Source organism: Aliidiomarina celeris (assembly GCF_003316875.1).
GTDB lineage: Bacteria > Pseudomonadota > Gammaproteobacteria > Enterobacterales > Alteromonadaceae > Aliidiomarina > Aliidiomarina celeris.
In genome coordinates this window covers 535,045-561,746 of the sequence record NZ_QMIL01000001.1, presented here as the reverse complement: position 1 = coordinate 561,746, position 26,702 = coordinate 535,045, and the positions used below count along the sequence as shown (strand labels likewise).

The window sequence follows — 26,702 nt, the reverse complement described above, 5'->3', positions numbered from 1 at the left end:
CCAAAAGTGTGCGCATTATACGCGAAAACCTGGCTCTTGGCTTAACGGTCTCGTTCTTCTGCCCGTTTTTTCAACAACTTGGTTTGTGCCTGTAAACTAGCGCGCACCAATATTTCCCGATCGTCGTCGCGAATGCGGGTAAAGGCGAGGGTAATTAAGGTGTCGCCATTGGCGGTTGAGTCAATTGCGGCTACGTCGGCGTAGGCATAGATAGCAGCAGCAATTTCTCGTAGAAAAATTTTCAGCTTAACGTGTTGGCCGAGTTGTAAAGCGGAATTGTTGTCGAGGTAGCGAACACCACCACCGCCATACTCATAAGACTGGTGCCGTGCGTCTGGTGTGTCTTCACGGCTCAGTACATAGCCAAGTAAAAGGTTAAGCTTGGTGTTTTGTTGGTTGAGCAAAGCCATGAGAGGCTCGGCGAGGGCCCCTAAACCACGAAGTGCAGCGACAGCATTCAAATCGACATTGCGAATGTCGTTCGCAAGGCGAAATACTTCGGGGATCTCCGCAATAAAGTCGTTTTCGTCGGGAAGCTGAAAGTCGCTTGCGAGTGGGGTTACCGTGAGTGCAACCACGTCGCGAATAGCGTAGTACTCTTGATAACGTTCAAGCGCGGTGGGTTCAGGGCGGTCACTCATGGGAATTCCTCTTGCTCGCAGCCAAATATGCTGTGCTTTCCTGCAGAATATCCTGAATTATAGAGATGCTGCAAATTCACTTACAAATGCGCTTACTGTTTTACAGAGCAAGAAGCGACGCGCGTTCCCTTGTGCCAAGCCTATGAAGTCATTATCCTTGAGGCACTTTGTTTCGCAAGGTGCTCTTTTTGGGGCTCAACTTGCCTTGCTTATTGTGGAATTCGCATGTTTCAGCCTGCAGAATTATTTTTGGCGTTGCGTTATGGGCGCTCGAAACAACGCCAAGGTTTTGCCGCTTTTATCAGCCGCGTGTCGATGCTGGGCATTATGCTTGGTGTAATGGCGTTAATTGTGGTGACCTCGGTAATGAACGGTTTTGAGCGCGAGCTCAAAGAGCGTATTTTGGGCTTGGTGCCGCATGTTACGCTCACTTCCGCGGAGAGCCGTTCGCTGCCGTTAACCCCCGACCCACTGGCGGCAATAACGCTCCCTAAAAGCGTTATGGGTCATGCGCCATTCGTAAATGTAGAAGGTGTACTCCAAGGTGCTGGGCACCTCCAACCGGTGTTGCTACAGGGTGTTTATCCGCGCTTAGAGCCGCGCCAAAGTGAACTCAACGCCAGCATGCTTCATGGTTCTTTGGCAGGCCTTCAACCGGGTGAATACGGTATTTTAATTGGCCGACCGGTGGCGAATCGCATGGGCTTATGGCCGGGGAGTAAAATACGCGTGCTCGCGGCTGAAGGACAGCGCTTTACACCACTTGGCGTAATGCCAGCGCAGCGTCAGTTTACCGTGGTTGGTATTTTTGAAGCCGGTTCTGATATCGATCAAAGCGTGGCATTTGTGCATGGAGCGGATCTTGCCCGGCTAGCGCGTTTACCCGAAGACCACGTGGGTGGAGTGCGCTTTTACCTAAACGATGCGTTCAACGCCGGTACGGTGGCAGCTCAGTTGCGTGAGCAAGTAGAGCCGAGTCGCTATGTTATTAGCGAATGGCGTGAACGCTACGGGAATTTATTTGCTGCCGTGCAGATGGAAAAAAGCATGATGATGATTATGCTCAGTTTAGTGGTTGCGGTGGCGGCCTTTAATGCAGTTTCGGCCTTGGTTATGTTAGTGCATGACAAGCGCGGTGACATTGCCATTTTGCAAACACTAGGTTTTACACCGGCCCGTATTTATCGCACTTTAGTGCTGCAAGGCATGTACACGGGAAGCCTAGGTGCAACCCTAGGATTGCTGCTTGGCATTCTTATTACGGTGTTAATTAACCCGCTGCTAACGCTGGTGGGTGTGAGTGTTTTTAGTTACGAAGAACAACTTCCCTACGTGTTTAATGTACAACAAATTTTGTTGGTGTTCTTTTTTGCCTTAGTGTTAAGTTTTATTGCCACACTTTATCCCGCTTGGCGCGCCGCCCAAGTACAACCCGCGGAGACCCTTCGGTATGCCTAACTTATTAACTGCAACTGCGCTCACACGAAGTTACCTCGACGGGGAACGCGAGGTGTCTGTGCTTGCTGGCGTCGACTTGAGTTTAAACCAAGGCGATATGGTTGCCATTGTAGGTGCTTCGGGATCGGGCAAAAGCACTTTGTTGCATATTTTGGGTGGGCTGGATAAAGCCGACAGCGGTAGCTTAACAGTGGCAAATCTAGACGTGTTGGCGCTCAATGCCAAAGCGTTGGCGCAATGGCGGAACGAAAACTTGGGGTTTGTGTACCAGTTTCATCATTTGCTCGGAGAGTTTAACGCATGGGAAAACATCGCCATGCCCCTGCTCATTGCTGGGCAACCGGCGGCCCACGCTAAGCAGCGTGCGCTCGAGTTGCTGGATCGAGTGGGGTTAAGCCATCGTGCGGAACATTCGCCGGCGCAATTATCTGGAGGCGAGCGTCAGCGGGTTGCTATTGCGCGCGCCCTTGCGAACCGCCCGAAAATGGTACTGGCCGACGAGCCCACCGGAAACCTAGACGAAGACACCGCGGCGATGATTTACAACTTGATGCTGTCGTTAAATGCCGAGTTTGGCACAACATTTGTGGTGGTTACGCACGACCACACGCTTGCCGCTAAGCTGCCGCGTACCCTCGCAATGGACCATGGTTTGTTAGTAGAGGCGCGAAAATGAACCTTGCCTTCACGCTGGCGTCGCGATTTCGTAAGAATAAGGCGACCAGTGGGTATTTAAGCTTTATTGCCCGCTCGTCAACCTGGGGTATTGGGCTTGGCTGCGCCATTCTTATTATTCTGCTGTCGGTTATGAATGGTTTTCATAAGGCATTGGAAGACGACTTATTGTCGTTGGTTCCGCATGTGGAGTTTGAAGCCGTGAGCGGTGGTTTAGCCAACTGGCAAGGCGTAGTCGCCACAGCAGAGCAACATGCGGGCGTAGTGGCTGCAGCACCGGTAACGCGCTTCGTAGCCATGGCACAGCAACAGCAACGCTTTTTTGGTATGGACGTGCGCGCCATACTGCCGGCTGAAGAAGCCCGTGTGTCGGATTTGCAGCGGTATACGCCCGAGGCGGATTGGCAACGCTTTGTGAACGCTCCGCAAGGCATTTTACTGGGCCAAGGGTTGGCGCAAGAGCTTAATGTTAGTGTGGGTGACACCCTCACCCTATTTGTGCCGCAGTTAGCTCCGCAAGATCGCTTAAATGGCGCACCGAAACGCGCGCGCTTTACTGTAGAAGGGATCTTTCAATTTGGCGGTGAACTCGATTTCAAACAAGCTTACGTGCACTTAGCGCAAGGTAGAGAGCTCACCGGTTTAAATACAGAAAGCAATGCGGTTCGGTTGCGGCTTTATGACGTGTACAGTGCACCTTGGGTGGCAAATGAAATAGCCGCAGAAATCGACGAATATGCCTATATACATGACTGGACACGCACGGAAGGGCACTTGTACCGCGACATTCAGTTGGTAAAAACGGTGATGTACATTGTACTGGTGCTCGTGCTGGCGGTGGCGTCGTTTAATATTGTGGCCACGCTCATGATGCAAGTGGAAGAAAAGCGCGGTTCTATTGCGATTTTAAAAACCATGGGCGCTAGCGATACCACCATTATTCGTACCTTTATGTGGCAAGGCGCGCTGAATGGCATTCCGGGAACCTTGATAGGGTGTTTGGTTGGCGTGATTGGGGCGTGGTTCTTGCCGTCTTTGTTCAGTGCCGTTGAGGCGTTGTTAGGGCACTCGTTACTTGCAGCCGATATTTACTTTGTTAGCACGGTACCGGTGCAAGTACAGTGGGCCGACGTGGTTTGGGTTGGGTTAATCGCGCTGGTGTCGAGCCTTTTGGCTACAATTTATCCGGCTTACCGGGCTGCTCAGGTTGCGCCGGTGATAGCTCTACGCCAGTTGTAGGCGCGCGGTGCTCCGCTGTGCGGTTACGTGCGCGGTCTCGCCATGCGTTACGCACAGCTTGGCGCCACAACTGGCGAATAGTAGTGTAGGCTAGCAGCGCTGCGATTGAACCAAGCACAACACTGCCGAGGAGTAAGGGCGGCATGACCGACAGCATTCCGTCACGAAACCACGCCAAAGTAAGTTCAAAACGCAAGGGTTGTGGCGTTACGTTGAGTAAAAACGCACCCACCTTGTAGTTTGCGTACATCATGGGGCCCATGGTGACCGGGTTCGACACCCAGACCAACGCAGCGGAAAGCGGTACGTTTACCCGCAGCCCAATCGCCAGCGCAATAGCCATGAGCATGTGAAAAGGAAGTGGAATAAAAGCCACAAAGAAGCCAATAGCAAAGGCACCCGAAGCACTGCGCCGATTCACGTGCCAAAGGTTAGCGTTGTGAATGAGGCCACCAAAAATACGCAATGACCTACCCGCAAGAAGCTTGCGTGGATCAGGAATTAGATGCTGAATAAACTTCTTTGGCATTTAATTTTACTCAAGTAAACATGACTCGTTTTGCGTATTGGACTCTTGGCACACTGATAGGCTTGTTGAGTGCGGTTTGGCAACAGCCAGAATGGCCACTTTGGCCTTTTTTGCTTGCCTTGCTGCTGGCGGCGGTTGGCTGCTACAAACAATCGAGCTCCGCACTGGTGCTTACAATGGGCGTATTGTGCGGTATTTGCTGGGCGTTATTCAATCTAAAACTGCATAATAGTTGGCAACTTCCTGCAGAGCAGTGGCGCACTGAAAGCGAAGTGACCCTGCGTATTTCTGCTTTTAGCGTTTCGGAGCCTACGCGCATGCGCGTGGAGGGCTGTGTTATTGCCACTGAAAGCCCGTTGCCGGCCGTGTCGAATAATTTGCTCTGTCGTAACAAAGTGCGCCTGTATTGGTACCCGCAACGGGGCTTTTCGGTTACCGAAACGGAGCCAGAACCGCTCCCCATTCCGCAATTAGGCGAAACTTGGCAATTTAAGGTGCGGTTAAAGCCGCCGACAGGCACATTAAATGACGGTGGTTACGACTACCAAAAGTACTTACAACGGCGCGGTATAAAGGCACTGGGGACGATTATGGAAGGTCACCGGGAGTTAGCTACGCCGGCATGGAGTATTGCCGCCGCGCGGCTTAAAATTTTCCATGCCTTTTCTCGTTACCACCATTCTAACCTGCAGGCACAGTCTGTGCTCAGCAGTGTAGACATTCTCCTCGCGCTCGCGTTGGGCGAGCGGCAGTGGCTCACCACGGAGCGCTGGCAGGTATTACAACGCACCGGGCTTGCCCATTTAATGGCAATTTCTGGGCTGCATCTTACCTTGGTTTTTGCCTCGGTTTGGGCACTCTTTCGGTTGCTTTTGGTGCTGTTTTCAGGTGTTCTTTATCGCTGTGTGCACTGGCCTCGACCTGGGTTCTTGCTAAATCCTCTGGCGTTGCTACTCGCGTTGCCGGTGGCTTTTACCTACGCCGCGTTGGCCGGTTTTTCGGTGGCCACGGTGCGGGCCTTGGTGTTAATCGTACTCTTTGTTGTTTTGCGGCTCACGGGCGAACGACGATCCCCTTTATTGGTATTGCTCTTTGCGGTGCTACTGCTTTGGGTTATGGACCCACGTGCATGGATGGACACCGGCTTTTGGTTGTCGGCAGGAGCGGTTGCGGCAATCTTTATTTGGCAATGGCGTTGGCCACAACCCCAAGCGCTTGGCTGGCGCAATAAAATTGCGGCGCTATGGCGCCTTGAAGTGATGCTGCTCATTGCACTTACACCACTTACGGTGCTGTTTTTCAACGGCGTGTCTTGGGTTGCACCGGCCACAAACCTACTGGTTATTCCTTATTTTACGGTGCTGGTCATTCCGCTGCTGCTGTTGTCGTTGCCTTTTGTGTGGTTGGAGCAAGAATGGGCGTATGGTTCACTTTGGCGTTTTATCGACTTTTCGCTCACTCCTGTTCTAAATAGTCTCAAGCCGGTTGCTGAACACTCACTGAGTTGGTCGAACATTTATGGTTTTAGCCTGTTGGTCCCTTTGCTTTTTTTTGTCAGTTGGCGCTGGTGGCCTGGTGCGCTGCGCCAACGTTTGCAGGTAAGTGCGGCACTCACAGTGTTATGTTACCCATGGTTAAAGCCCGCACCACCGGCTGACTTTGCCGTGCATGTGCTCGACGTTGGGCAAGGCAATGCCTTGGTAATTCAGCGGGGGCGAAAGGCAATTGTGGTAGACGCTGGGCCAGCATTTCCGTCGGGGTTCGACATGGGGGAACAAGTGGTTATTCCCTTTCTTCACCACCATCGGCTTACACCCGAGCTGCTGGTCATTACCCATCGTCATCAAGATCATGCTGGCGGTTTTGATGCACTTGTAACGGAATTCCCGCAGCTCGTTACCTTAGGCAGTGAAGTCGGCGACTGGCAATGCCAATGGGGCCAAGTGTGGCAGTGGCAAGGTGTACAACTTCGTATGCTAGCGCCCTTACCTGGGCCGTCTTTTGGCCCGAATAACGACAGCTGTGTGCTCTCGCTTCGTTATCAGCAACAGCGGGTTTTACTGGCCGGCGACAGCGAATGGTTTAATGAGCTACGCTTAGTTGGGCGCTATGGCAACGCCTTGCAAAGCGAGCTACTGTTAGTGCCGCACCACGGTTCACGAAATTCGAGCCAAGAGGCATTTCTAGACGCGGTTTCGCCCCAGTTTGCGGTGGTGAGCCGCGGTTTAGCCAATCAGTTTTCCATGCCACATAAAGAAACCTTAACGCGCTATAAAGAACGCCATATTAGCGTTTACGACACAGGTATTGATGGCCAAGTGAGCTTTATATGGCAACCCCAAAAGAATGAGCAGGAGGGGTTTTGGCGTGTTGAGGTGAAGCGCCCAGAGGGGAGAACACCTTGGTATCATCGGCTGGCACCAGAGGCTAGCTAGTCAAGTACCGTACATTACAGGTACAATGCGCACTAAAACCATAACTAGAAATGAATGGAATGGACCCAAAAGAACAACGTAAAAAGCATTTTCGACGTTTGCTGACGTACATCAAGCCCTACCGGCTTGCCTTTATTGTGGCCGTTGTTGGCATGGTCGGCTATGCAGGTGTAGACACTTTTTTCTTCTACCATATTGAAACTTTGATCGACGATGGTTTGGGCGCCAGTAACCCCAAAATTCTCTTATACGGCGCTATTTTTGTTCCTCTAGTATTTATTTTGCGCGGTATTTTTAATTTCGTTTCCAGTTATTTTCTGAGCTATGTTGGTTTTCAGGTGGTAACCAATATGCGCCAAGAGCTGTTTGAGCACTTAATGCGCGTGCCGGTGAGTTACCACGATAATATGTCGACCGGCGATCTAATCTCAAAAATAACCTACGACACTCAGCAGTTAGCCGAGGCAACCAGCCGGGCGTTGCTGACCATGGTGCGCGAAGGCGCATTTGTGATTGGTCTATTGGGGCTCATGATGTACCACAGCTGGCAGTTGTCGCTGGTGTTTTTATTAATCGGGCCTGTGGTGGGCAAAGTAGTGGCGGTGGTGTCGCGTAAATTCCGCCATGTAAGCGGAAATATTCAAACCGCCATGGGTAATGTAACCACCACTGCTGAGCAAATGATCAACGGCCATCAAGTGGTAGTGATGTTTGAAGGGCAAAAGCGCGAAGCCAAGCGCTTTGCAGAAATTAACCAAGTTACCCGCCGGCAAAATTTAAAGCTGGTGAACATAAGAACCATTAGTACGTCGATAATTCAGCTCATTGCCTCACTCAGTTTGTCTATGGTGCTGGTGATTGCTAGTTTTCCAAGCATGCTCGAAGGGCTTACGCCCGGCGCCTTTACCACCTTGCTCACCGCCATGATTATGCTGCTGCGGCCGCTGAAACAGCTTACGAATGTCAATGCGGATTTTCAGCGTGGGCTTGCAGCTGCGGCGAGTGTTTTTGAAGTGTTAGATCAAAAACGAGAAGTGGACACGGGTAAACGTTCGGTTGAGCGGGCGCGCGGCGAACTGAACTTTAAGAACGTGACCTTTGGCTATGTGGCTGGCGATGAACCCGCGCTGAAAGATATAAACTTTCATGTTCCGGCAGGAAAATCGGTGGCATTGGTGGGGCGCTCGGGGAGCGGCAAGTCTACAATTTCGAGTTTGCTGACCCGTTTTTATGATTACGAAACAGGTAGCATTGAACTCGATGGTTACGATATTCGCGAGTATTCCCTGAAGTCGTTACGTCGTCAGTTTGCGGTAGTTTCGCAAAACGTAATGCTGTTTAACGACACTATTGCCAACAACATTGCCTACGGTGCACGCGGTAAAGTAACGCCCGAAGCGATTGCTAAAGCGGCACAGTTAGCCTATGTAGACGAATTCACCGACAACTTACCCAAAGGGTTAGAAACCATGGTGGGTGAAAATGGTGTGATGTTGTCGGGCGGGCAGCGGCAGCGGATTGCCATTGCCCGCGCGCTGCTGCGCGACGCTCCTGTGTTGATCTTGGATGAGGCGACTTCGGCGCTCGATACCGAGTCGGAACGTCACATTCAAAAAGCGCTGGAAAACTTACAGCAGGATCGAACCAGCTTGGTTATTGCACACCGGTTGTCGACCATTGAAAACGCAGACGAAATTTTAGTGCTCGATCACGGCTGTATTATTGAGCGCGGTTCGCATGCGGAACTGTTGGAGAAAAAAGGCAGCTACGCGCAACTTTATCAAATGCAATTTGGTGGCAGTGTTTAAGGGCTGTAGATAAATGACAGAAAAGAGATCGAGGCAACGTATTGTTGCCTGGTGGTATCAACCTAAATTGGTGCCTGCCCTGTGGCCGCTTGCCCCGCTCAGTATATTGTTTGCCTTCGTTGCAGGCGTTCGACGTGCGTTGTTTTGGTTGCGCTTGAAAAAGCGCTTTGTGGCGTCGGTTCCCGTTATTGTGGTGGGCAATGTAACGGTGGGCGGCACGGGTAAAACGCCCACGGTTTTGGCCCTCATTGAACATTTTAAACAACAAGGGCTGCGGCCCGGGGTGGTGTCGCGCGGTTATGGCGCAGAAGGGCCTTTCCCAGCACTGGTGAGTGCGGACAGTTCAGTTGCAGCAGTAGGCGATGAACCAAGCTTGATTGCAGCGCTAAGCGGTGTTCCGGTAGCTGTGAGTCCGGTGCGTTCAGACGCAGTGAAACTGTTACTCGAGCGGTCTGATGTTAACCTGATTATTGCTGACGATGGTTTGCAACATTATGCTTTGGGCCGCGACATTGAATTGGCTTTGGTGGATCAAGAGCGAGGTTTTGGCAATGGCTGGCGGTTGCCGGCGGGGCCATTACGCGAATCGGTTCGCCGCTTACGTAAGGTTGACTTTGTATTGCTAAACGGCGATCGCCACGATGCAGCGCATGGGGAGGTAGCTCACCTGCCGGAATGTGTAACGCCAGTGGCAATGCAGTTGATTCCGTTGGGCTGGCGGCGTGTTGCAGACAACGCTGAGATTGAGGTTCCCGACGGCGAAACTGCAATTGTAATCGCCGGCATTGGCCACCCAGAACGATTTTTCAATACGGTAAAAGCCAGTGGCATTGCTATTGCAGAAACCCGGGTGTATGCCGACCATTACGCCTATAAAGCTGCAGATTTTTACGACATTAGTAACCAGTATCCGGTATTGATGACTGAAAAAGACGCGGTAAAAGTGCGCGAGTTTGCTCGCCCGCATTGGTATTATTTAAAAGTGGGCATGCAGTTTCAAGAAGGCTTTTTGGACCAATTAACAGACCGTGTGAAGGCGCTGCAAGTTGAAAAAGAGCGCATGAGCAAAGGAGAAAAATAATGACAATCGCGACCAATCTATTGAGTATTTTGGCCTGTCCTTCTTGCAAAGGAAAGTTGGTTTGGGGCCCAGAAAAAAACAGCTTAGTTTGCCGAGGCGAGCAATTGGCGTACCCGGTTAAAAATGGTATTCCGGCATTGTTGGCGCAAGAATCGCGCGAGCTTAGCCGCGAAGAAATGGAAAAGGTCGACACCTTATGAGCTTTACCGTAATTATTCCGGCTCGCTTTGGTTCAACCCGGTTGCCCGGCAAGCCTTTGGTTGATATTCAGGGAAAACCCATGATTCAGCACGTTATGGAACGTGCTATTGCAAGTGGTGCTGCAGAAGTGGTGGTGGCAACTGACGACGAGCGGATCGCCCACATTGTCAATGATTTAGGTGGCCATGCCATGATGACGTCGGCGGAGCACAACTCGGGTACGGAACGCCTTGCCGAAGTGATTGAGCGCTTAGCGCTCGACGACAATGAAGTAGTGGTAAATGTGCAGGGTGACGAGCCAATGATTCCGCCGGAGATTATTTACCAAGTCGCCGAAAACTTAAAAGCACAGCGTTTAGCGCCAATGGCAACGTTGGCCGTGCCGTTAGAAAGTAGAGAAGAGATATTTAACCCCAACGCAGTGAAGGTGGTGCGTGACGCTTCTGGATATGCGTTGTATTTCAGCCGCGCGCCAATTCCCTATGACCGGGAACATTTTGCGACCAACAGTAGCGAACTGCCTGAGCATGGTGGCTGGGCGCGACACATTGGTATTTATGCCTACCGTGCGGGCTTTGTTGCGCGTTATGCTGAGTGGGAGCCTTCACCGCTGGAGCAAATAGAGAGTTTGGAGCAGCTTCGGGTACTGTGGCATGGTGAACGTATTCATGTTGCCGACGCAATTAAAGTACCGCCTGCAGGTGTAGACACAGAAGCAGATCTCGAACTTGTTCGGCGTATGGTGAAGCCGAGATAAAAATCAGCAGTTTCAGCGTAAATTTTTGGCCAAGGGAAGGGTGATCGGTCAGCAAGAATTCATGGATGAACTACACTGTAGTGCAGAGCATGAAACAAAAGGGAGACTTATAATGCGTTTTATCAATGTAGTTGTAGCGTGCCTATTTGTGCTGGCATCTAGCCTCGCAACCAATGCGTGGGCGCAAGCGTTAACCGACACTCAGATTAATCGTTTTATCGCCTCATTTGAGGAGTTAACGACGGTAGAGTCGGTATCGCAGGCGTTTGACGAAATGGAAGACGATAGAGCAGGTGACGACGCTGTGTTTTTTGCCGATTTACTGGACAATTATAAAGAACATCCGTCGTATGCGGAGTTTTCGCGCATTATTCGTAGCCATGGGTTCGAGTCAACCGAGCAATGGGCGACGGTGTCAGACCGCATTGTAAAAGCTGTTATTACACACGAGGTGAACAAACAACGCCCGCAAATGGAGGCGGAAATTGAGAGCATGCTCGAAGAGTTGGGTAACAATGAATATTTGTCGGCTGAAATGAAGGCGCAATTTGAGCAGCAAGCACGTAGCCAACTGGCGCAAATGCAGGGTATTTGGTCAGCACCAGAGGCCGATGTTAATGCTATTCAGCCGCACCTTGCTAAACTTAGAGAAGTGTTTGAATTCGACGACGAAGACTTTTAGTTTTCCTCGAGCCCCGGCAACTGAAGTTGTGGCGGGCTCTCCTCTTGTTGTTTCTCTTGTAAGCGCTGTGACGCCAGAAAGGCCTCACGGCGCTTTTGTCTTTGGGCTAACCGTTTAAGTATTTCCGCTTTTTCATGCGCTGGCTTTTGCGGCCAGTTAAAACGCTCTTCACGAGAACGCAGGCAGCCGATGCAATAGCCCCGAGGCCCTGCTTCACACACTTGAATACAGGGATTGGGAAGCTGAAACATTTCAAGTTGCTCGGCTGCCATGCATGAACCTTAACTGGGTAAGACAAACTGGATACGATAAAGCACTGCTACGTCAACATGAGTGGCCTTGCGAATGTTCATGTTCAATCCTTCATGCAGTGTGTTTATCGTTGTGTTTTAGCTAGGTTACCACCGACAGGGAGAGAGGTTAAGACGCAGTGGCAGCTTCCCGATAGAGCTTAGGCGACATGCCTTGATGCTTCTTAAATAGGCGGCTGAAATAGTAAGGGTCGTCGTAACCAAAGGTTTGGCTGATTTGACGCACCGTTTGTTCGCCTTCTCGGAGCATTTGCGCGGCTTGCTCCATTTTCTTTCGGGTAAAGTACTGCAGGGGCGGCTCGCCTGTATGTTGCTTAAATTTCTTACAAAAATGATAACGGGAAAGGCCCGCAAATGCGGCCAGTTCATCGAGCTCTATGGCTTTATGGCTGTTGTCTTGCATAAAGCGCTCTAAACTCACAAGGTTGAACCCTGCAACCTTAGGTTCGGTGTGGCGCGCCATTAACGGTAATTCACTGAGTAGCTTGCGCAGTAACGATGCTGCCAGAATGCCTTTTTCTAGGGTAAGGCGCTCGTGTTGTAGGTTGAGTAAATGCGTTACGTCGGTGAGCAATGCGCGCCAATTGCGTAGGGTAAGAACCGGATTCCCTTGTGGATGAGCAGGATGGCTACTATTCTCGGTCATCCCAAGATAATCCATGAAAGCGTCGACTTGATCACCGGCAAAATGTGCCCAGTAAATACTCCAAGGGTGCTCGCTGTCCGACTGATACACATGAGAAATACCTTTCGGCAAGAAAAGCACCTGGCCGGGAACTAAATAGCCTTTGTGCTTACCAACACGGTAGCGTCCGCGACCACCATGGCAGAATATAATGAGGTGGTCGGTATGTACGTAGCGGCGCACACGGTGACCTTGAGCATCCACATAGTGACCATAGGCAATAGGGTATAGATCGCGCGCTAATGGATGTTGCTGCAACTGTTCCAGCAAGGGCTGGGGCATGATGAGGCGCGAACTGCCAGCCACTAAAGGCCAGTTGGACGGTTGGCTCATGGGTTCTCTTTACCTGCTCGTTTACCTGTCGGGGCTTTGTTTTTAGTGATTCACAAAAGTGAACAACCAATAACAATATTGTCCATTATAGCGCTAATTTTATCGATTCTAAAATAGGGCTGCCTCTGCTCTAATGGTGGCAATTAAAAAACAACGTAAGCAACAACTGAAAAGGCTAAGTTATGACACAACGTGTGAAGTTATTTATCGGTGGCGAATTTATCGAGTCGAAAGCGACTCAAATCATTCCTGTGACCAACCCTGCTACGCAAGACGTGATTGCAGAAGCGCCTTGCGCAACGCCTGACGAAATGGTGGCTGCAGTAGAAAGTGCTAAAGAGGCCTTTAAATCTTGGCGTGAAGTGCCTGTGTCAGAGCGCGCGCGTTTAATGATGCGCTATCAGGCCTTATTGAAAGAGCATCATGACGAGCTTGCTGAGATTCTTGCTAAAGAAACGGGCAAAACCTTTGAAGATGCGAAGGGCGATGTGTGGCGCGGCATTGAAGTGGTAGAACAAGCCGCGAATATTCCTTCGTTGATGATGGGTGAAACTGCGGAGAACGTGGCGCGTGGTATCGACACCTACAGCTACATTCAGCCGCTTGGTGTTTGTGCGGGTATTACCCCGTTTAATTTCCCCGCCATGATTCCATTGTGGATGTTCCCTATGGCTATTGCCTGCGGTAACACCTTTATTTTGAAACCTTCTGAGCAAGATCCGCTCACCCCCACGCGGTTAGCTGAGCTGTTTGTTGAAGCCGGTGCACCTAAGGGCGTACTGCAAGTCGTTCACGGTGGTAAAGAGCAAGTGGACCACCTGTTGCACGACAAAGATATTAAAGCCATTTCATTCGTGGGCTCGGTACCGGTTGGCCAGTACATTTACCGCACGGGAACCGAGAATCTGAAGCGTGTTCAAGCCTTTGCTGGTGCGAAAAACCACAGCGTGATTATGCCTGACGCGAACAAGCAAACCGTGATTAACAACCTTGTGGGAGCTTCAGTCGGTGCTGCGGGTCAACGCTGTATGGCGATTTCTGTCGCTGTATTCGTGGGTAAATCGAAAGAGTGGATTCCAGATCTCGCGAAAGAGCTGGCGAAGGTTCAACCGGGTGCTTGGAACGACAAGAACGCGGGCTATGGTCCGCTGATTAGCCCGCAGGCGAAACAACGCGTGTTGGATATGATTCAAAAAGGTAAGGAAGAGGGCGCTGAGCTATTGGTCGACGGTTCTAATTGTACGGTTGAAGGCTTCCCGAATGGTAACTGGGTGGGTCCAACCTTCTTTAGCAAAGTGAAGAAAGGCATGAGCATATACGAACAAGAAATTTTTGGTCCGGTGCTTTGTGCGGTAGAAGTCGACACTTTGGAGGAAGCCTTGGAACTGGTGAATAGCAACCAGTATGGCAACGGCACATCGATTTTTACCACCAATGGTGCGTCTGCGCGTAAATATCAGCACGAAGTTGAAGTGGGCCAAGTCGGCATTAACATTCCAATTCCGGTGCCACTGCCATTCTTCTCGTTCACGGGATGGAAAAACTCGTTCTTCGGTGATTTGCATGCCTATGGTAAGCAAGCCATTCGTTTCTATTCAGAAACCAAAACCATTACCGCACGTTGGCCAGAAAGTGAAATCGACAATGGCCCGAACATGACCATTAAGTTGCAGTAAGAGGATCGCGGCATGAATTTTAATTTAACTGAAGATCAACAAGCCTTTGTTGATACAGCGCGCGCTTTTGCAGAGAAAGAAATGGCGCCATTTGCCGCCAAGTGGGACGAAGAACATCATTTCCCTATCGGCGTGTTCCGCAAAGCCGGTGAAATGGGCTTTATGGGCATGTACACCCCGGAAAGCGCGGGTGGATTCGGTATGAGTCGCCTCGACTCAGCACTTATTTTTGAGCAATTAGCGATGGGCTGTACTGCAACCACCGCCATGATGACCATTCACAACATGGTGACCTGGATGATTGGCTCGTTTGCCAAGCCCGAAGTGGTTGAGCAGTGGTGTCCTGAGTTAGTTACGGGCGAAAAACTCGGCTCTTATTGTTTAACCGAGCCGGGTGCTGGGTCTGACGCCGCAAGCTTGCGCACCAGTGCCAAAAAAGACGGCGACCACTATGTTTTAAACGGCTCGAAAATGTTTATCTCAGGTGCTGGCGCGACCGACGTATTGGTGGTTATGGCACGCACTGGCGGTGAAGGTGCCAAGGGTATTTCAGCCTTTGTGGTGCCTGCCGACGCTGAGGGCATTCACTACGGTAAAGCGGAAGAAAAAATGGGCTGGAATGCGCAGCCGACTCGCCTAGTTACCTTTGAGAATGTTCGCGTTTCGGCTGAGAACTTGCTCGGCGAAGAAGGTGAAGGCTTCAAGTTCGCGATGATGGGCTTAGACGGCGGCCGTATTAATATCGCTGTTTGCTCGGTGGGCACTGCGCAAGCCGCATTAAATACAGCCCGTGACTATATGCACGAGCGGAGTCAGTTCGGTAAGCCCTTGGCTGCTTTCCAAGCCATGCAATTTAAATTGGCGGATATGGCCACTGAATTAGTTGCTGCCCGCCAAATGGTGCGTTTAGCGGCCTTTAAAGTGGATAACGACGACAGCGACAAAACTACCTACTGTGCCATGGCGAAACGCTTTGCAACGGACATCGGTTTTCAAGTTTGTAATGAAGCCCTGCAAATTCATGGTGGTTACGGTTATATCAAGGAATATCCGCTTGAGCGGCATGTTCGCGATGTGCGTGTACATCAAATTTTGGAAGGCACCAATGAAATTATGCGTTTGATCATTGCACGCCGCTTGTTAGCCGACGGTGCCAGTGAACTGTTGTAAGCCGTTTGCAAAAGGAGAATGAGATGACAAGTATGCAAGATGCCGTGCTGTTTAGCACGAAAGACACCGCAGACGGTCATAAAATTGGAATTGCCACCTTAAATTCTGAGCGTTCACTTAACGCGCTCAGCTTGGCGATGATCGATGCCCTTGAGCCGCAGCTTGAAGCTTGGGCGAACGACGATTCGATTGTTTGTGTGTGGCTCGAAGGCGCTGGTGAAAAAGCATTTTGTGCGGGTGGCGATATTGTAGCCATGTACAAGGCAGCAAAAGACCTACCGAAAGAGCCGGTTGCTGAAGTGGTGGACTTTTTCACCCGTGAGTATCGCCTTGATTACCGTATTCACACCTATCCAAAACCTTTGGTGGTGTGGGGCGACGGCTTTGTGATGGGCGGTGGCATGGGCTTAATGAACGGCGCGAGTCATCGTATTGTGACCGAGCGTTCACGCCTTGCCATGCCAGAAATTAGCATTGGCTTGTATCCCGATGTGGGCGGCACTTACTTTTTGAGTCGTCTACCGGAAGGCATGGGGTTATTCCTCGGCTTAACGGCAGCGCAAGTGAACGCCGCCGATGCTTTGTGGTTAGGTATGGCGGATTTGGCATTGGCTTCTGATCAGCGTGACAATGCTTTAGCTGCGCTTGCAGAGGCGTCTTGGAGTGTAAATGCCAACAGCAACAAGCAAGCGGCGAGCCGCGCATTAGCGACGGTATCAGTAGACGATAACGATCTTCCTCCTGCACAGTTAAAACCGCATTACGGTGTGATTCAAAAGTTAATGCAAGGCACGTCCATTGAAGCAGTCGCTAAACAATTCCTTGCTTTTGAAACGGAAGACAAAGCCATCAGCCGCGGTCAGCAGACTTTAGCGCAGGGTTGCCCGTTAACGGCGCATATTGTTTGGCAACAATTGCAACATGGGCCTGATCTCAGCTTAGAAGAAGCTTTTCAGCTGGAATTAACCTTATCGGTGAATTGCGCCATGAAAGGCGACTTTATTGAAGGTGTACGGGCATTGCTGATCGACAAAGACAAAAGCCCACAATGGCAGCACCGCAGTATTGATGCAGTTACTGAAGACGACTTAGACGCCATGTTCACCGCGCCATGGGGCGAAGGTGAACATCCACTCAACACACTTGGTGAGGGAAACTAGCAGATGGCACGTATTGGATTTATAGGTTTAGGAAATATGGGTGGCCCAATGGCCACAAATTTGGTCAAAGCCGGGCATGATGTAACGGTGTTTGATTTATCAGAAGCGGCACTGGCAACGTTAAAAGAAGCGGGCGCTCAGGTAGCCGCCACGGCGGCAGACGCGGTGAAGGATGCTGAATTTGTGGTGTCTATGTTGCCCGCCGATAAGCATGTGCTGGGTCTTTACTTGGATAGTGAGCAGGGGATTTTGCCTGCCATTCCTGAAGGCGCTTTAGTGATTGACTCGAGCACTATTAGTGCAGAAGCGGCGCGTGAATTGGCGCAGGGTGTGATTGGTCAAGGCCGTCGTTTTATTGATGCGCCAGTGTCGGGCGGCGTTGGCGGCGCGAAAGCTGGAACCCTCACCTTTATTTGTGGCGGCGATAACGCAGACATTGAAGAAGCACGTCCGGTTCTCGAAGACATGGGTAAAGCCGTATTTTCTGCCGGTGGTCATGGCGCCGGTCAGGTCGCTAAGATTTGCAACAACATGCTGCTCGCAGTATTAATGGCGGGGACCTCCGAAGCATTACAACTTGGGCGTAAGCATGGGCTGGACGCAAAAGTGTTGTCGGAAATCATGTTACAGAGCTCGGGGCGCAACTGGACCTTAGAAGTGTATAACCCATGCCCAGGGGTGATGGAAGGCGTGCCCTCAAGCAATGGCTACAACGGCGGTTTCTTGGTGGACTTGATGCGTAAAGATTTGAATTTGGCACTGAAAGCTGCCGCCGGTTCTGAGTCGTTTACGCCCATGGGTGAAAAAGCCGCTGAGCTCTTCGACGCACATAGTGAAAACGGTGCGGGAAGCAAAGACTTTTCCTCTATTTTTGACTTTTTTGAACAGCAAGGGAAATAACCCACTATGCAGATTTCTGATTCCGTAATTGTGATTACTGGCGGCGCGCAAGGCTTAGGCCGCTCCATGGCTGAAAACTTTGCGGCGCAAGGCGCATCCTTAGCGTTGTTGGACATGAATGCCGAGCAGCTGCAAGACGCGCAAAATGCCTGTGAAAAAGCGGGTGCGAAAGTGGTGCGTACGTACACGGTGAACGTTACTGAGGAAGCCGCGGTGGAGCAAACTTTCGCGGCTATCGATGCCGACTTTGACGGCATGGATGTATTGATCAATAACGCCGGTATTTTGCGCGACGGCATGCTGATTAAGTGCAAAGAAGGTGAGATCACCCATAAAATGCCGTTGCAACAATGGCAGTCGGTGATTGACGTGAATTTAACTGGCACTTTCCTTTGTGGTCGTGAAGCGGCCGCTGTTATGGCCAAACGTGAGCGCAAAGGTGTGATTATTAATATCTCAAGCGTGGCACGAGCGGGTAATATCGGTCAAACCAACTATGCAGCGACCAAAGCAGGCGTTGTGGCGATGACGGTCACTTGGGCGCGTGAATTGGGGCGCTTCGGAATTCGTTGCGGTGCCATTGCACCGGGCTTTATCGAAACGCCCATGACGGCCGCCATGAAGCCAGAAGCGGTGGAGCGCGCGTTGTCTATGGTGCCTCTAAAACGCTGGGGGCAACCTGCAGAAGTAGCAGATTCGGCGCGTTTTATTATCGAAAACGACTTCTTTAGTGGTCGGGTGATTGAAATAGATGGTGGCGTGCGGTTGTAATTTAATTAGCATGTCCTTATATAAAAGGTGCGGGCAACTGCACCTTTTTTGTACCTAAGTGAGAAATAACGATGACGGATGCTGTAATTTTAGCCTGCCCTGAATGTGGCAAGCGCAACAAGTTAACGCGGGAGCGGGTTGGGGAACACCCATTGTGTGGCCATTGTAAGTCGCGCTTGGTAACCGGCATTCCGTTTGATCTAACACTGAACAACCTGTCGGCGCACATGAGCAGTGATATGCCCGTTGTGGTCGACTTTTGGGCGCCTTGGTGTGGTCCTTGCCAACAATTTGGGCCCATTTTTGAAATGGTGGCGGCCCCTTTTGCGGAGCGTGCGCGTTTTGCCAAGTGCAATACACAAACAGAAACCACGCTTGGTCAACGTTATGGCATTCGCAGTATTCCCACCATTGCCGTGTTTCACCGCGATCAAGAAGTTGCTCGTATTTCTGGCGCACTGCCACCGCAGCAATTTCATCAGTGGCTTGATGAGGCGCTTAGCTCAATCGATTGGTAGGTCGTTTTTGTAATTTCCGCTGCAGGGTGCGTCGGTGCATGTTCAAGGCACGGGCTGTGGCGGAAATATTACCTCGGTTTTGTTGTAACGTGCGCTGGATTAACTCCCATTCTAGCCGGTCTGGTGACAACGGCTGACCCATTTCGTATTCCGAATGGCTATCGTTAGGTGCTAAAACTTGGATGAGTTGATGAAGTTCGACCGGTTTTGCTAAATAATCGTCAGCGCCTAATTTAATGGCGGCAACCGTGCTAGCGATACTCGCATAGCCGGTAAGCATGACAATACGCGCCTGAGGCCAGTTGCTTTTGAAATCGGGAATTGTCGGTAGGCTGGCTTCATTATTTAAATTTAAATCCAACAAAATGGCGTCTAGCTTTTCGTTATGCCGCAATGCGCTGACAGTGTCAGTGTAGATTTCACTCTGCCAACCATGACGCTCTAAGCGTCTCTTCAGAATTTCGGCGAACGCTAAATCGTCGTCAACGTGCAGGAGCTTTTTCATAACTTAGGCTCCTGCGGCTAATGGGATTTCAACGCGTTGTTCAACAAAACCGTCCTTCGTGCTCAAGCTTAGATGCCCATGAAAGCGTTCTAATGTTGCATGGCTAAGTAACGTTCCAATACCTAACCCATGTTGACTAGATTGAATATGTAGGCCAAGTGTTGCAAGTGTTGACGGGTCACCATGAAAAGCATTGCGAATACGCAGTTGCCATAGGTTTTCTGTTACCGAGCTTTCGACGTCCACCGCTTGGGTTAGGTTTTGCGTAGTTTGCTGATGTTGAATCGCATTACGGATTAAATTTAGTAGTGCCGAGCTTAGTGTTTCGTCAACCATGATGATTCGCTGCGAGCACGTCAATGTCCACTGCACCGGATGCTCTGGATACTGCAGAATAATGAGATGCTTAAGCTCACTTTCAAGTTGCTGAATGGTTTTCGAGGTCTTTTCATTCGCTTGAATATTACGAGCGGTCTGCTGGAGCTCGGCAAGCAATGTCGTCATGCGTTCAATTGGATGGCGAATCGGCTCTAGGTCATGATTTTCCGTTTCGTCGAGTTCGTCGAGCCACAGCTTCAGTGTACCAAGCGGCGTTGCTAATTCATGGCTCATTTGCGCACTGGCGGTTGCTACTGCGAGCACCTGCTCTTGGCGCATTTGCTCCTCACGTAGCTCTGCCATTTTTTTTTCGTTTCGTTCGAGCGCCTGCCTCAGGCTGTAGGTTACGGCGGCTAAAATAACGGCTGCGATGAGAAAGCTTACCGACATGCCAACAAAATGCTGATGTTGGTCATGCTGGCTGTGCATAGCAATGAGCTGCAACACATACACTACTTGAATGGCTACCATGAAAAGCAGTAACGCTAATGCATGGCTAAGCGGGAGCACCAGAAACAGGAGTGCGACAAGAATAAGCTGGATTGCATTGGTAGAACTCATGGCGCCGCCAAGCAGATATACGGCTGCACCCCAGAGCGCAATAAGTAACAGCAACTGACCACTCAGATGATAGGTGGTTTGCGTTCGGCGTAAGGCGTAGCTAAGCCACGTTAACGCCACGCTTACAACAGTTAGCAGAGCCCAAGAAATTAAGGCTTCAGACAAAAGAGACGGTACGGGCGAAATGAGAAACGCCCGAACGGTCATACTTAAACTTACTGCAATTGTGATAAGAAACAGCAAACGCAAAAATTGATTGGCACGCGCAGCTACATTGTCTATCGCTCCGAAGCTCAATGACATTTCCTTATTTTTTCACAAGGTTAAAAAGTAAAGTTAGCGTATAGCCACGCCGTACGGCCAGGTTCAGGAATTACGTCTGTGGTAACGAAACCCGCAATATCGGCGCCTGAACGACTCAGGTGTTCACTGTAGAACCGATCGAAGATATTGTCGATGCCAAAGTTAATTTGCAATGTCGACGATATTTTCCAACTGCCATTGACCGAGAAAATACCATATCCGCTGCTTTCACGGGTATCGATGCCGGCAATTGTACCCTGATTTAACGCGATCCGGTGCTGTCCCTGCGCTGCTCTAAATTGCCCGCCAAAACTCATGTTTTCGGTAGTGTAGCTAAGCCCCGCGCGGAAACTAAGCGATGGTTGTTGCGCAAGCGGCAATTGGTCGCTGCGGTTTTCGCCTCGCACGTAGCTAATGGAGTAGCTGCTTATCCATTCATTGGAGTGACGCCATTCCGCGTCAAATTCAAAGCCAATCGATCGAGCGTCGATATTACGGACCACTTCGGCCATAGGAGTAACTTCGATAAGAATAAAGTCATCGGTTTGATTGGCAAAAAGAGTGGCGGATATATCAATATTCGTAAACTTTTGAATAAGGCCGATGTCGATCTGCTGCAATTGCTCACTGCGGGTCAGAAAGGCACTGGCGCTCTCCGGGCTGCGGCGGCCTCGAGCAAAGAGTTCCCAGTAATCAGGAAAACGTTCGGTTTGGCCTATGCCTACAAACCAAGTCGAGTGAGTCGGTAACGATTGCCATTCATAACGGCCATAGAGGCTATGTAAACTCTCATTTTGGCTTGAATTTGCAGTCGGGTTTGGCTTTGACATCATGCCCATGCCGAGCTGTTGGCGTCGGTCGGTAGTTTGCCAGTCATCCAAACGCGCACCCCATAAGAATCGTTGGTTCGCTTGCGCTTGATAAGTACCCTCCACAAAAACGCCAAGTTGTTCAAAGGTTGCATCGGTGGTGCGCGGCAAGCCGCTCAGTGCTTGATTTTCAATATTCATAGACATCCGTCCGCGGTGCTCGTTACGCATGCCATCGACACCCAGCTCAAGTTGATGCTGAGGGTGCGGAGTTAGCTGTGCAGAGAGAGCAAACCCGCGTGTATATCGATCAGGATTATGGGCAGACTTCATCATAGCGTCGGGGCGCAGCGTGTAGTTGTCCATAATATGGTCAATATAGCTCCAATAAACATGAGCGTTCAGTTCGGGTAGAATGCTCCATGAGGTTTGCATCGACCACTTGGCCGCTAGATCACGACGATAAAAAGAGGTTCCGTCCATGGTGCGATCGGCATAAGCAGCGTAACCGTCGCCTAGTCCTGCTGACACCTCTAAAAATTGTTGGGGCGTGAGTTGGTGCCCCAGAGTAAGTTGTGAACTCCAACGTTTGTAGCGTGAGTGAACCTCATCACCATTCCCGTCTTTATAATGATCAGATTCAGCATGGGTAGCATTCAGGCGAATAAAGCCTTGATCGTGTTGAGCGGTAAGCTCTGTGTTCACGTCGGTTCGATTCGCTTGCGCAAGGGTACTCGAAATAAATCCGCTAATACCGGGTTCACTCACTACAAAGGGTTGCCGTTGGAAATTCACCGTTGCCGCTGTTGCAGGTGGTCCAGAATTCAGCCTATAGGGTCCTTTGGTAACTACAATTTGGTCGAAACTTTGTGGCGATATATAAGCCGTTGGTGGGTCCATACGAGAGGGACAGCCACCGAGCAATGGCGCACCATCACCTAGAATTGCGATACGAGAGCCTGACAAACCACGGAACACTGGATCAGCACTTGAACCGCCTTTACGAACACTATGAAAGCCAGTAATTCCGTTTAAATACTCTGCACCGTCGTGGGCCGGCACGGGTTGCCGAGGTGCTTTTGTATTTTCAATTACCTCGGCCGGCGACGCTAGAACTTGTCCTGTTACCTGAATGCGTTCAACAGGTTGTTGTTTTTTCTCTTCTTCACTTTCTGCATAGGCGGAAAAAGTAAGTGGAAGTAGAGGTAACAGAAGGCAGGGGGTAAGTGCATAGATATGACGCATGAACAAAGCAACTCCGGAAAATTAACGATGCTGCTGATTCTACTGAATAAAGAGAGCACAGAGGCTGTGACAAATTGTCGCAGATTGTGGTGTAGGCGCTGTTAGTGGAAATGAAGTGCGATACCAATTTTTTTAAGTTGCTTTGCTTCGCTTGCTAAATCAGCAGTTAGCATCGGGTTTTCTCTGCCCTGTGGTGTAAGTGTGAGAACGAGCACATCGTTTTTCACCTGCGTATTCAGTAATAGCATAGCGGGTTGCCGGTCGGTGTTAAATAATACGCTGAGGCGCAGTAATGCGATAAGCTTAAGCAGCATTCTCTGTGGGTAGAGCGAGAATACAGGAAAGCTCGTTGGTTTTAATTTCTTCCGGTGACAGCTTACAAGTGTGGCGATGAAACATTGCTCTTCACGGTTAAACCCTGGCATGTCAGAGTGCGCTAGAATATAGCCGGAATGCAGTTGCAATGAGCTTTAGTTAATCTGGAGCCCTACCTCATGAAGTAAACTAGACCAACTCAGAAAAACTTTGGGTTGTTTACCTCGCTGCTCCCAGTTTTCTCTCACCTGCGCAAGCATGTCGAGTGCGCAATCACGCACACGTTGAGCCTGCGCACGGTCAACAAAATACCGGGTAGCTAAACTTTCAATAGTACGTTGGCGCACATCACGATGATTGAGCCGACTGTCGGCTAATTCATACAGTACGCCTTCGCGCAGCGCCGCGTCGTGGGCGGTAAGTACGGAAATTTCGAACTCTTCCATAATGGCAATGAGAATAGCAACCCCCGCGGCCAGCAGGGGAATGCGGGCCTCGTCGACTCCGAGCTGAGAAAACTGCTGAACATGCTCGAGCTCGATACAGCGGTCTCGCAGTCTATATAATTCAGTTAGCGGAATTGTGCCTAGGGTAGCACCTGCTTGTTTTTCAGCCCAAAGACTCAGTGCTTTTATAGTGCCAGAGGTACCGAAAAAATGCTGGTGATGGAACTTCCTAAGGGCCTGCGCCACTGGCTCTAACTCACGCCGTGCGGCAATAAGTGCCTTTTTAAATCGTTTTGCGGTAACGCGTGGCGTGTTGAAAAACCGTTCGGTATAAGTAACGCAGCCGAGGCTTCGAGAAGCCAAATAGTCAGTTTCAAAGCCATGCCCAGAAATAATCTCCGTGCTGCCGCCACCAATATCGACAACCAAACGTTGGCCTGTTCCAGCAGTGGTTTGTGCTACGCCGTGATAAATAAGCCGAGCTTCTTCATGGCCCGAAATTATAGCGATCGGGTAGGGCAATACTTCGGCAGCACGGGCGAGAAATAGCTCGCTATTTAAGGCTTCACGTAGTGTATGTGTAGCAACAACCTTAACCTGCTCCGATGGAAACCCTTCTAGCCGCTGGGCACATAGCTTAAGTGCATCAAGTCCTCTATTTATTGCTTTTTCAGAGAGGTAGCCGTTTCGTTTTAAACCCGCGCCAAGTCCAACTTTTTGTTTGAATTTTTGTACTGCTTGCAAATCATGATTCACCAAACGCGCGGTAATTAAATGGAAGCTATTGGAACCAAGGTCAAGTGCTGCAAAGTGCGGCGCTTCTTGCTCGGGAAGCTCTGGAAGCTGCGGAATATGAGAGCTCTTCATGAACTGCTGCTCCGTTGCAAATACTGTAAAACTTCTTTTTGTGAGCGTGTTTTTTTCTTGTTGCCGCGTGGCCGATAAGCATTCGTTTGTGCGGCATCTATTATTCTGGCTTTGGTATTGTCGCGCCATTGCAGCTCGAAAATATCGATCAACTGTTTACGAATGTTCGTGTTGTGGATAGGGCAGCCAACCTCCACGCGGTGGTCTATATTACGCGTCATAATGTCTGCTGAAGAAATGAAAACCCGTTGTTCGCCATTATTGTGAAAACAGTAAACACGGGTATGTTCAAGGAACCGATCAACAATACTAATCACCTCTATGTTTTCGCTTAAATCGGCTACGCCGGCGCGCAGAGCGCACATGCCGCGCACAATAGCGCGAACTTTTACTCCTGCACGGCTAGCCCGATAAAGGCGAATAATCATGGCTTCGTCGACTAAGTTGTTTACCTTCAACATAATTTCAGCGGGTGCACCTTGTTTCGCCGTTTCAATTTCACGGTCGATAAAAAACTCCAGTTTTTCGCGCGTATTAACAGGGGAAACCAGCAACTGATTGAACTTAAATCTCCTGTAGGGGCTTTCGAGATATTGAAAAACCTGTTCAATATCCTCGCAGAGTTCGGTATGAGCAGTGAGTAAACCATAGTCGGTGTAAATCTTGGCGGTTTTTTCGTTAAAGTTACCGGTACCGATATGCGCATAACGTTTAATAGTGTTGGCTTCAAAACGTTTAATCAAAATAATTTTTGAGTGGACCTTGAGGCCTTGAATACCAAATAGCACACGAATGCCCTCTTGGGTCATGTATTTGGCCCACTCTATATTTGCTTCTTCGTCGAATCGAGCTTGCAGCTCCACAACAACAGTTACTTTCTTGCCATTATTTACCGCTTCTACCAAAGAACGAATAATGCGAGACCGTGCAGCCACTCGGTAAATACAAATTTGAATGCTCTGTACGTGAGGGTCGTAAGCCGCCTGTCGAATAACTTCGGTAAGGTGGTCGAACGTATGGTAAGGATAAAAGAGTAGAATGTCGTTTCGGCTTAAGGTGGTGAAAATATTTTCATTCGGTTGAATGCTGGCATGCCGAATAGGCTCAAATGGCTTATACTCCAGCGACTTATGCCCCAAGTTCGGAAAATCAATATAGTCGCGAGTATTACGGTAGCGGCCGCCAGCAACTACCGAGTCATGGGTTGTTAGTTTTAGCTTTTCGCGTAAGAAACGAAGCATCGCTGGTGGCATATTGCTGTCGAAAACGAGCCGTACAGGTTCCGCTTCAAGGCGTTGTCGAATTCCTTCTTCCATTCGCTCAAGTACACTCTGATCAATGTCATGCGGTAGGCGATAATCGGCGTCACGTGTTAGCTTAAAGGAAAAGGCACGAATATGTTCAGCCGGCACAATATTTGTGAATAAGTCGTGTATACAAAGGCGCAAGACATTGTCGAGTAAGATAACCTTTTTCACTGTAGCTCCGCGCTGACGGGGCAGAACAACAAAGCGATCAATATTGTCGGTTGGCAGTTCAATAGCGGCGTAGCGAATATGCTCGCCGTTACTAATCTCGGCGCACAAATACGTAGCTTCTTCGTTGATGGCACGCACTAGGTCGGTTTGCTGATTGATTAACAGAGGGATAAGCTCTCGTTTCACCCGTTCGCGGAAGAAATTAGTCAGCCATTTGCGCTCAAAAGCATCGGTTTGGTCTTCGGTAATAATGGCGATACGTTTTTGCGCCAGCGCCCGAAATACATCTTTATTAACGCGCTCAAATTGTTCTTGCAGCGCCACAACTTTCCGCTGAATCGCGTCCATCAATGCCGCCGCGGCGTCGTGTTCCGACTGATTACGCGCGTAGTAGATCGAGCGCTTTACGTCGGCAACCCGAACACTGAAAAATTCGTCCATATTATTTGAAAAAATACCCAAAAAACGGACACGTTCAATGGTTGGCACCGAGCTATCCGCCGCTTCTTGCAGTACTCGCTCATTAAAAGACAGCCAACTGAGCTCTTTGGGATAGAATTTCATAGTATTAGTAGTTAACCTAGGCGCTAGTATTTACCTTCAATGCACTAGAGTTTACCCATTTTCCGCGCGGCGATGATGACATTTTAATGACAAAATAGATTTGCCAAGGCTATAGTTTTGAGCAGAAACGCCGTAAGCAAAAAGCTGTGCAAACATATTGCGGATGCCTGTTTGTCCAGCTTGCTGAGCAAGCTGGGGTGT

23 protein-coding genes and 1 pseudogene are annotated in these 26,702 nt (G+C 50.0%); 15 read left to right on the top strand and 9 right to left on the bottom strand.

All coding sequences use genetic code 11. The annotated features are described in order from the left end of the window. Positions 1–41 precede the first annotated feature (41 nt). On the bottom strand, positions 42–641 hold the full coding sequence (locus tag DQW12_RS02655; protein WP_113906288.1) for a PilZ domain-containing protein: 600 nt from the start codon (positions 639–641) through the stop codon (positions 42–44). Positions 642–866: 225 nt separating this feature from the next. Between DQW12_RS02655 and DQW12_RS02650 the strand changes: the two genes are divergently transcribed. From DQW12_RS02650 to DQW12_RS02640, 3 genes are read left to right on the top strand one after another with little or no spacing between them, the layout of a single operon-like run. Beyond that, entirely contained in the window at positions 867–2,099 is a 1,233-nt protein-coding gene (locus tag DQW12_RS02650; protein WP_113906286.1) for a lipoprotein-releasing ABC transporter permease subunit, read from the top strand. Then, positions 2,092–2,775, top strand: a complete 684-nt coding sequence (locus tag DQW12_RS02645; protein WP_113906285.1) for an ABC transporter ATP-binding protein — start codon at positions 2,092–2,094, stop codon at positions 2,773–2,775. Before DQW12_RS02650 ends, DQW12_RS02645 begins: the two co-directional genes overlap by 8 nt. After that, positions 2,772–4,013 (top strand): lipoprotein-releasing ABC transporter permease subunit, encoded by a 1,242-nt coding sequence (locus DQW12_RS02640; RefSeq protein ID WP_113906283.1) that lies wholly within the window; start codon positions 2,772–2,774, stop codon positions 4,011–4,013. The genes DQW12_RS02645 and DQW12_RS02640 overlap by 4 nt, the downstream gene beginning before the upstream one ends. Here the strand turns inward: DQW12_RS02640 and DQW12_RS02635 are convergent. Further along, entirely contained in the window at positions 3,949–4,542 is a 594-nt protein-coding gene (locus DQW12_RS02635; protein ID WP_113906281.1) for a DUF2062 domain-containing protein, read from the bottom strand. The genes DQW12_RS02640 and DQW12_RS02635 overlap by 65 nt on opposite strands. A 20-nt stretch (positions 4,543–4,562) precedes the next feature. On the opposite strand from DQW12_RS02635, the gene DQW12_RS02630 reads away from it, so the two are divergent. The 6 genes from DQW12_RS02630 (at position 4,563) to DQW12_RS02605 (ending at position 11,506) form a co-directional block, all read left to right on the top strand. Next, a complete protein-coding gene (locus tag DQW12_RS02630) occupies positions 4,563–6,977 on the top strand; it encodes a DNA internalization-related competence protein ComEC/Rec2 (protein ID WP_113906279.1) in 2,415 nt (804 codons plus the stop codon). A gap of 59 nt (positions 6,978–7,036) precedes the next feature. Then, complete coding sequence (msbA, locus tag DQW12_RS02625; protein ID WP_113906277.1) at positions 7,037–8,785, top strand: lipid A export permease/ATP-binding protein MsbA; 1,749 nt, start codon at positions 7,037–7,039, stop codon at positions 8,783–8,785. Between the two features lie 13 nt (positions 8,786–8,798). Beyond that, on the top strand, positions 8,799–9,866 hold the full coding sequence (lpxK, locus tag DQW12_RS02620) for a tetraacyldisaccharide 4'-kinase (RefSeq protein WP_113906276.1): 1,068 nt from the start codon (positions 8,799–8,801) through the stop codon (positions 9,864–9,866). Beyond that, the gene (locus tag DQW12_RS02615) at positions 9,866–10,066 is read left to right on the top strand and encodes a Trm112 family protein (protein WP_113906274.1); all 201 of its coding nucleotides are present in this window, start codon (positions 9,866–9,868) and stop codon (positions 10,064–10,066) included. Before lpxK ends, DQW12_RS02615 begins: the two co-directional genes overlap by 1 nt. Next, positions 10,063–10,824 carry a 3-deoxy-manno-octulosonate cytidylyltransferase gene (gene kdsB / locus DQW12_RS02610; RefSeq protein WP_113906272.1) on the top strand — a complete coding sequence of 254 codons (762 nt, stop codon included), beginning with the start codon at positions 10,063–10,065 and terminating at the stop codon, positions 10,822–10,824. The genes DQW12_RS02615 and kdsB overlap by 4 nt, the downstream gene beginning before the upstream one ends. A gap of 112 nt (positions 10,825–10,936) precedes the next feature. Continuing rightward, entirely contained in the window at positions 10,937–11,506 is a 570-nt protein-coding gene (locus DQW12_RS02605) for a hypothetical protein (RefSeq protein ID WP_113906270.1), read from the top strand. Here DQW12_RS02605 and DQW12_RS02600 read toward each other — a convergent pair. Both DQW12_RS02600 and DQW12_RS02595 read right to left on the bottom strand, forming a co-directional pair. Next, a complete protein-coding gene (locus tag DQW12_RS02600; RefSeq protein ID WP_113906268.1) occupies positions 11,503–11,778 on the bottom strand; it encodes a DUF1289 domain-containing protein in 276 nt (91 codons plus the stop codon). The two genes, DQW12_RS02605 and DQW12_RS02600, sit on opposite strands and share 4 nt — an antisense overlap. A 148-nt stretch (positions 11,779–11,926) precedes the next feature. After that, the gene (locus tag DQW12_RS02595; RefSeq protein WP_113906266.1) at positions 11,927–12,835 is read right to left on the bottom strand and encodes an AraC family transcriptional regulator; all 909 of its coding nucleotides are present in this window, start codon (positions 12,833–12,835) and stop codon (positions 11,927–11,929) included. 182 nt (positions 12,836–13,017) lie between these two features. On the opposite strand from DQW12_RS02595, the gene DQW12_RS02590 reads away from it, so the two are divergent. The 6 genes from DQW12_RS02590 (at position 13,018) to trxC (ending at position 19,030) form a co-directional block, all read left to right on the top strand. Then, complete coding sequence (locus DQW12_RS02590) at positions 13,018–14,511, top strand: CoA-acylating methylmalonate-semialdehyde dehydrogenase (RefSeq protein ID WP_113906264.1); 1,494 nt, start codon at positions 13,018–13,020, stop codon at positions 14,509–14,511. A gap of 12 nt (positions 14,512–14,523) precedes the next feature. After that, the gene (locus DQW12_RS02585) at positions 14,524–15,681 is read left to right on the top strand and encodes an acyl-CoA dehydrogenase family protein (protein WP_113906262.1); all 1,158 of its coding nucleotides are present in this window, start codon (positions 14,524–14,526) and stop codon (positions 15,679–15,681) included. Between the two features lie 32 nt (positions 15,682–15,713). Continuing rightward, on the top strand, positions 15,714–16,841 hold the full coding sequence (locus DQW12_RS02580) for an enoyl-CoA hydratase/isomerase family protein (RefSeq protein ID WP_113906600.1): 1,128 nt from the start codon (positions 15,714–15,716) through the stop codon (positions 16,839–16,841). Between the two features lie 3 nt (positions 16,842–16,844). Next, on the top strand, positions 16,845–17,741 hold the full coding sequence (gene mmsB / locus DQW12_RS02575) for a 3-hydroxyisobutyrate dehydrogenase (RefSeq protein WP_113906260.1): 897 nt from the start codon (positions 16,845–16,847) through the stop codon (positions 17,739–17,741). Positions 17,742–17,747: 6 nt separating this feature from the next. Beyond that, complete coding sequence (locus DQW12_RS02570) at positions 17,748–18,512, top strand: SDR family oxidoreductase (protein ID WP_113906259.1); 765 nt, start codon at positions 17,748–17,750, stop codon at positions 18,510–18,512. Positions 18,513–18,583: 71 nt separating this feature from the next. Beyond that, positions 18,584–19,030, top strand: a complete 447-nt coding sequence (gene trxC, locus DQW12_RS02565; protein WP_113906257.1) for a thioredoxin TrxC — start codon at positions 18,584–18,586, stop codon at positions 19,028–19,030. Here trxC and DQW12_RS02560 read toward each other — a convergent pair. From DQW12_RS02560 to ppk1, 5 genes and pseudogenes are all read right to left on the bottom strand, one after another. Then, positions 19,011–19,535 carry a response regulator transcription factor gene (locus DQW12_RS02560; RefSeq protein WP_113906255.1) on the bottom strand — a complete coding sequence of 175 codons (525 nt, stop codon included), beginning with the start codon at positions 19,533–19,535 and terminating at the stop codon, positions 19,011–19,013. The two genes, trxC and DQW12_RS02560, sit on opposite strands and share 20 nt — an antisense overlap. 3 nt (positions 19,536–19,538) lie before the next feature. Then, entirely contained in the window at positions 19,539–20,771 is a 1,233-nt protein-coding gene (locus DQW12_RS02555; RefSeq protein ID WP_157957829.1) for a sensor histidine kinase, read from the bottom strand. Between the two features lie 26 nt (positions 20,772–20,797). Beyond that, complete coding sequence (locus DQW12_RS02550) at positions 20,798–22,831, bottom strand: TonB-dependent copper receptor (protein WP_113906251.1); 2,034 nt, start codon at positions 22,829–22,831, stop codon at positions 20,798–20,800. A gap of 101 nt (positions 22,832–22,932) precedes the next feature. Beyond that, positions 22,933–24,459: pseudogene (locus DQW12_RS02540) on the bottom strand (Ppx/GppA phosphatase family protein). Continuing rightward, positions 24,456–26,501: a polyphosphate kinase 1 gene (gene ppk1, locus DQW12_RS02535; RefSeq protein ID WP_113906245.1), complete on the bottom strand. Its 2,046-nt coding sequence runs from the start codon at positions 26,499–26,501 to the stop codon at positions 24,456–24,458. Before ppk1 ends, DQW12_RS02540 begins: the two are co-directional and overlap by 4 nt. Positions 26,502–26,702 lie beyond the last annotated feature (201 nt).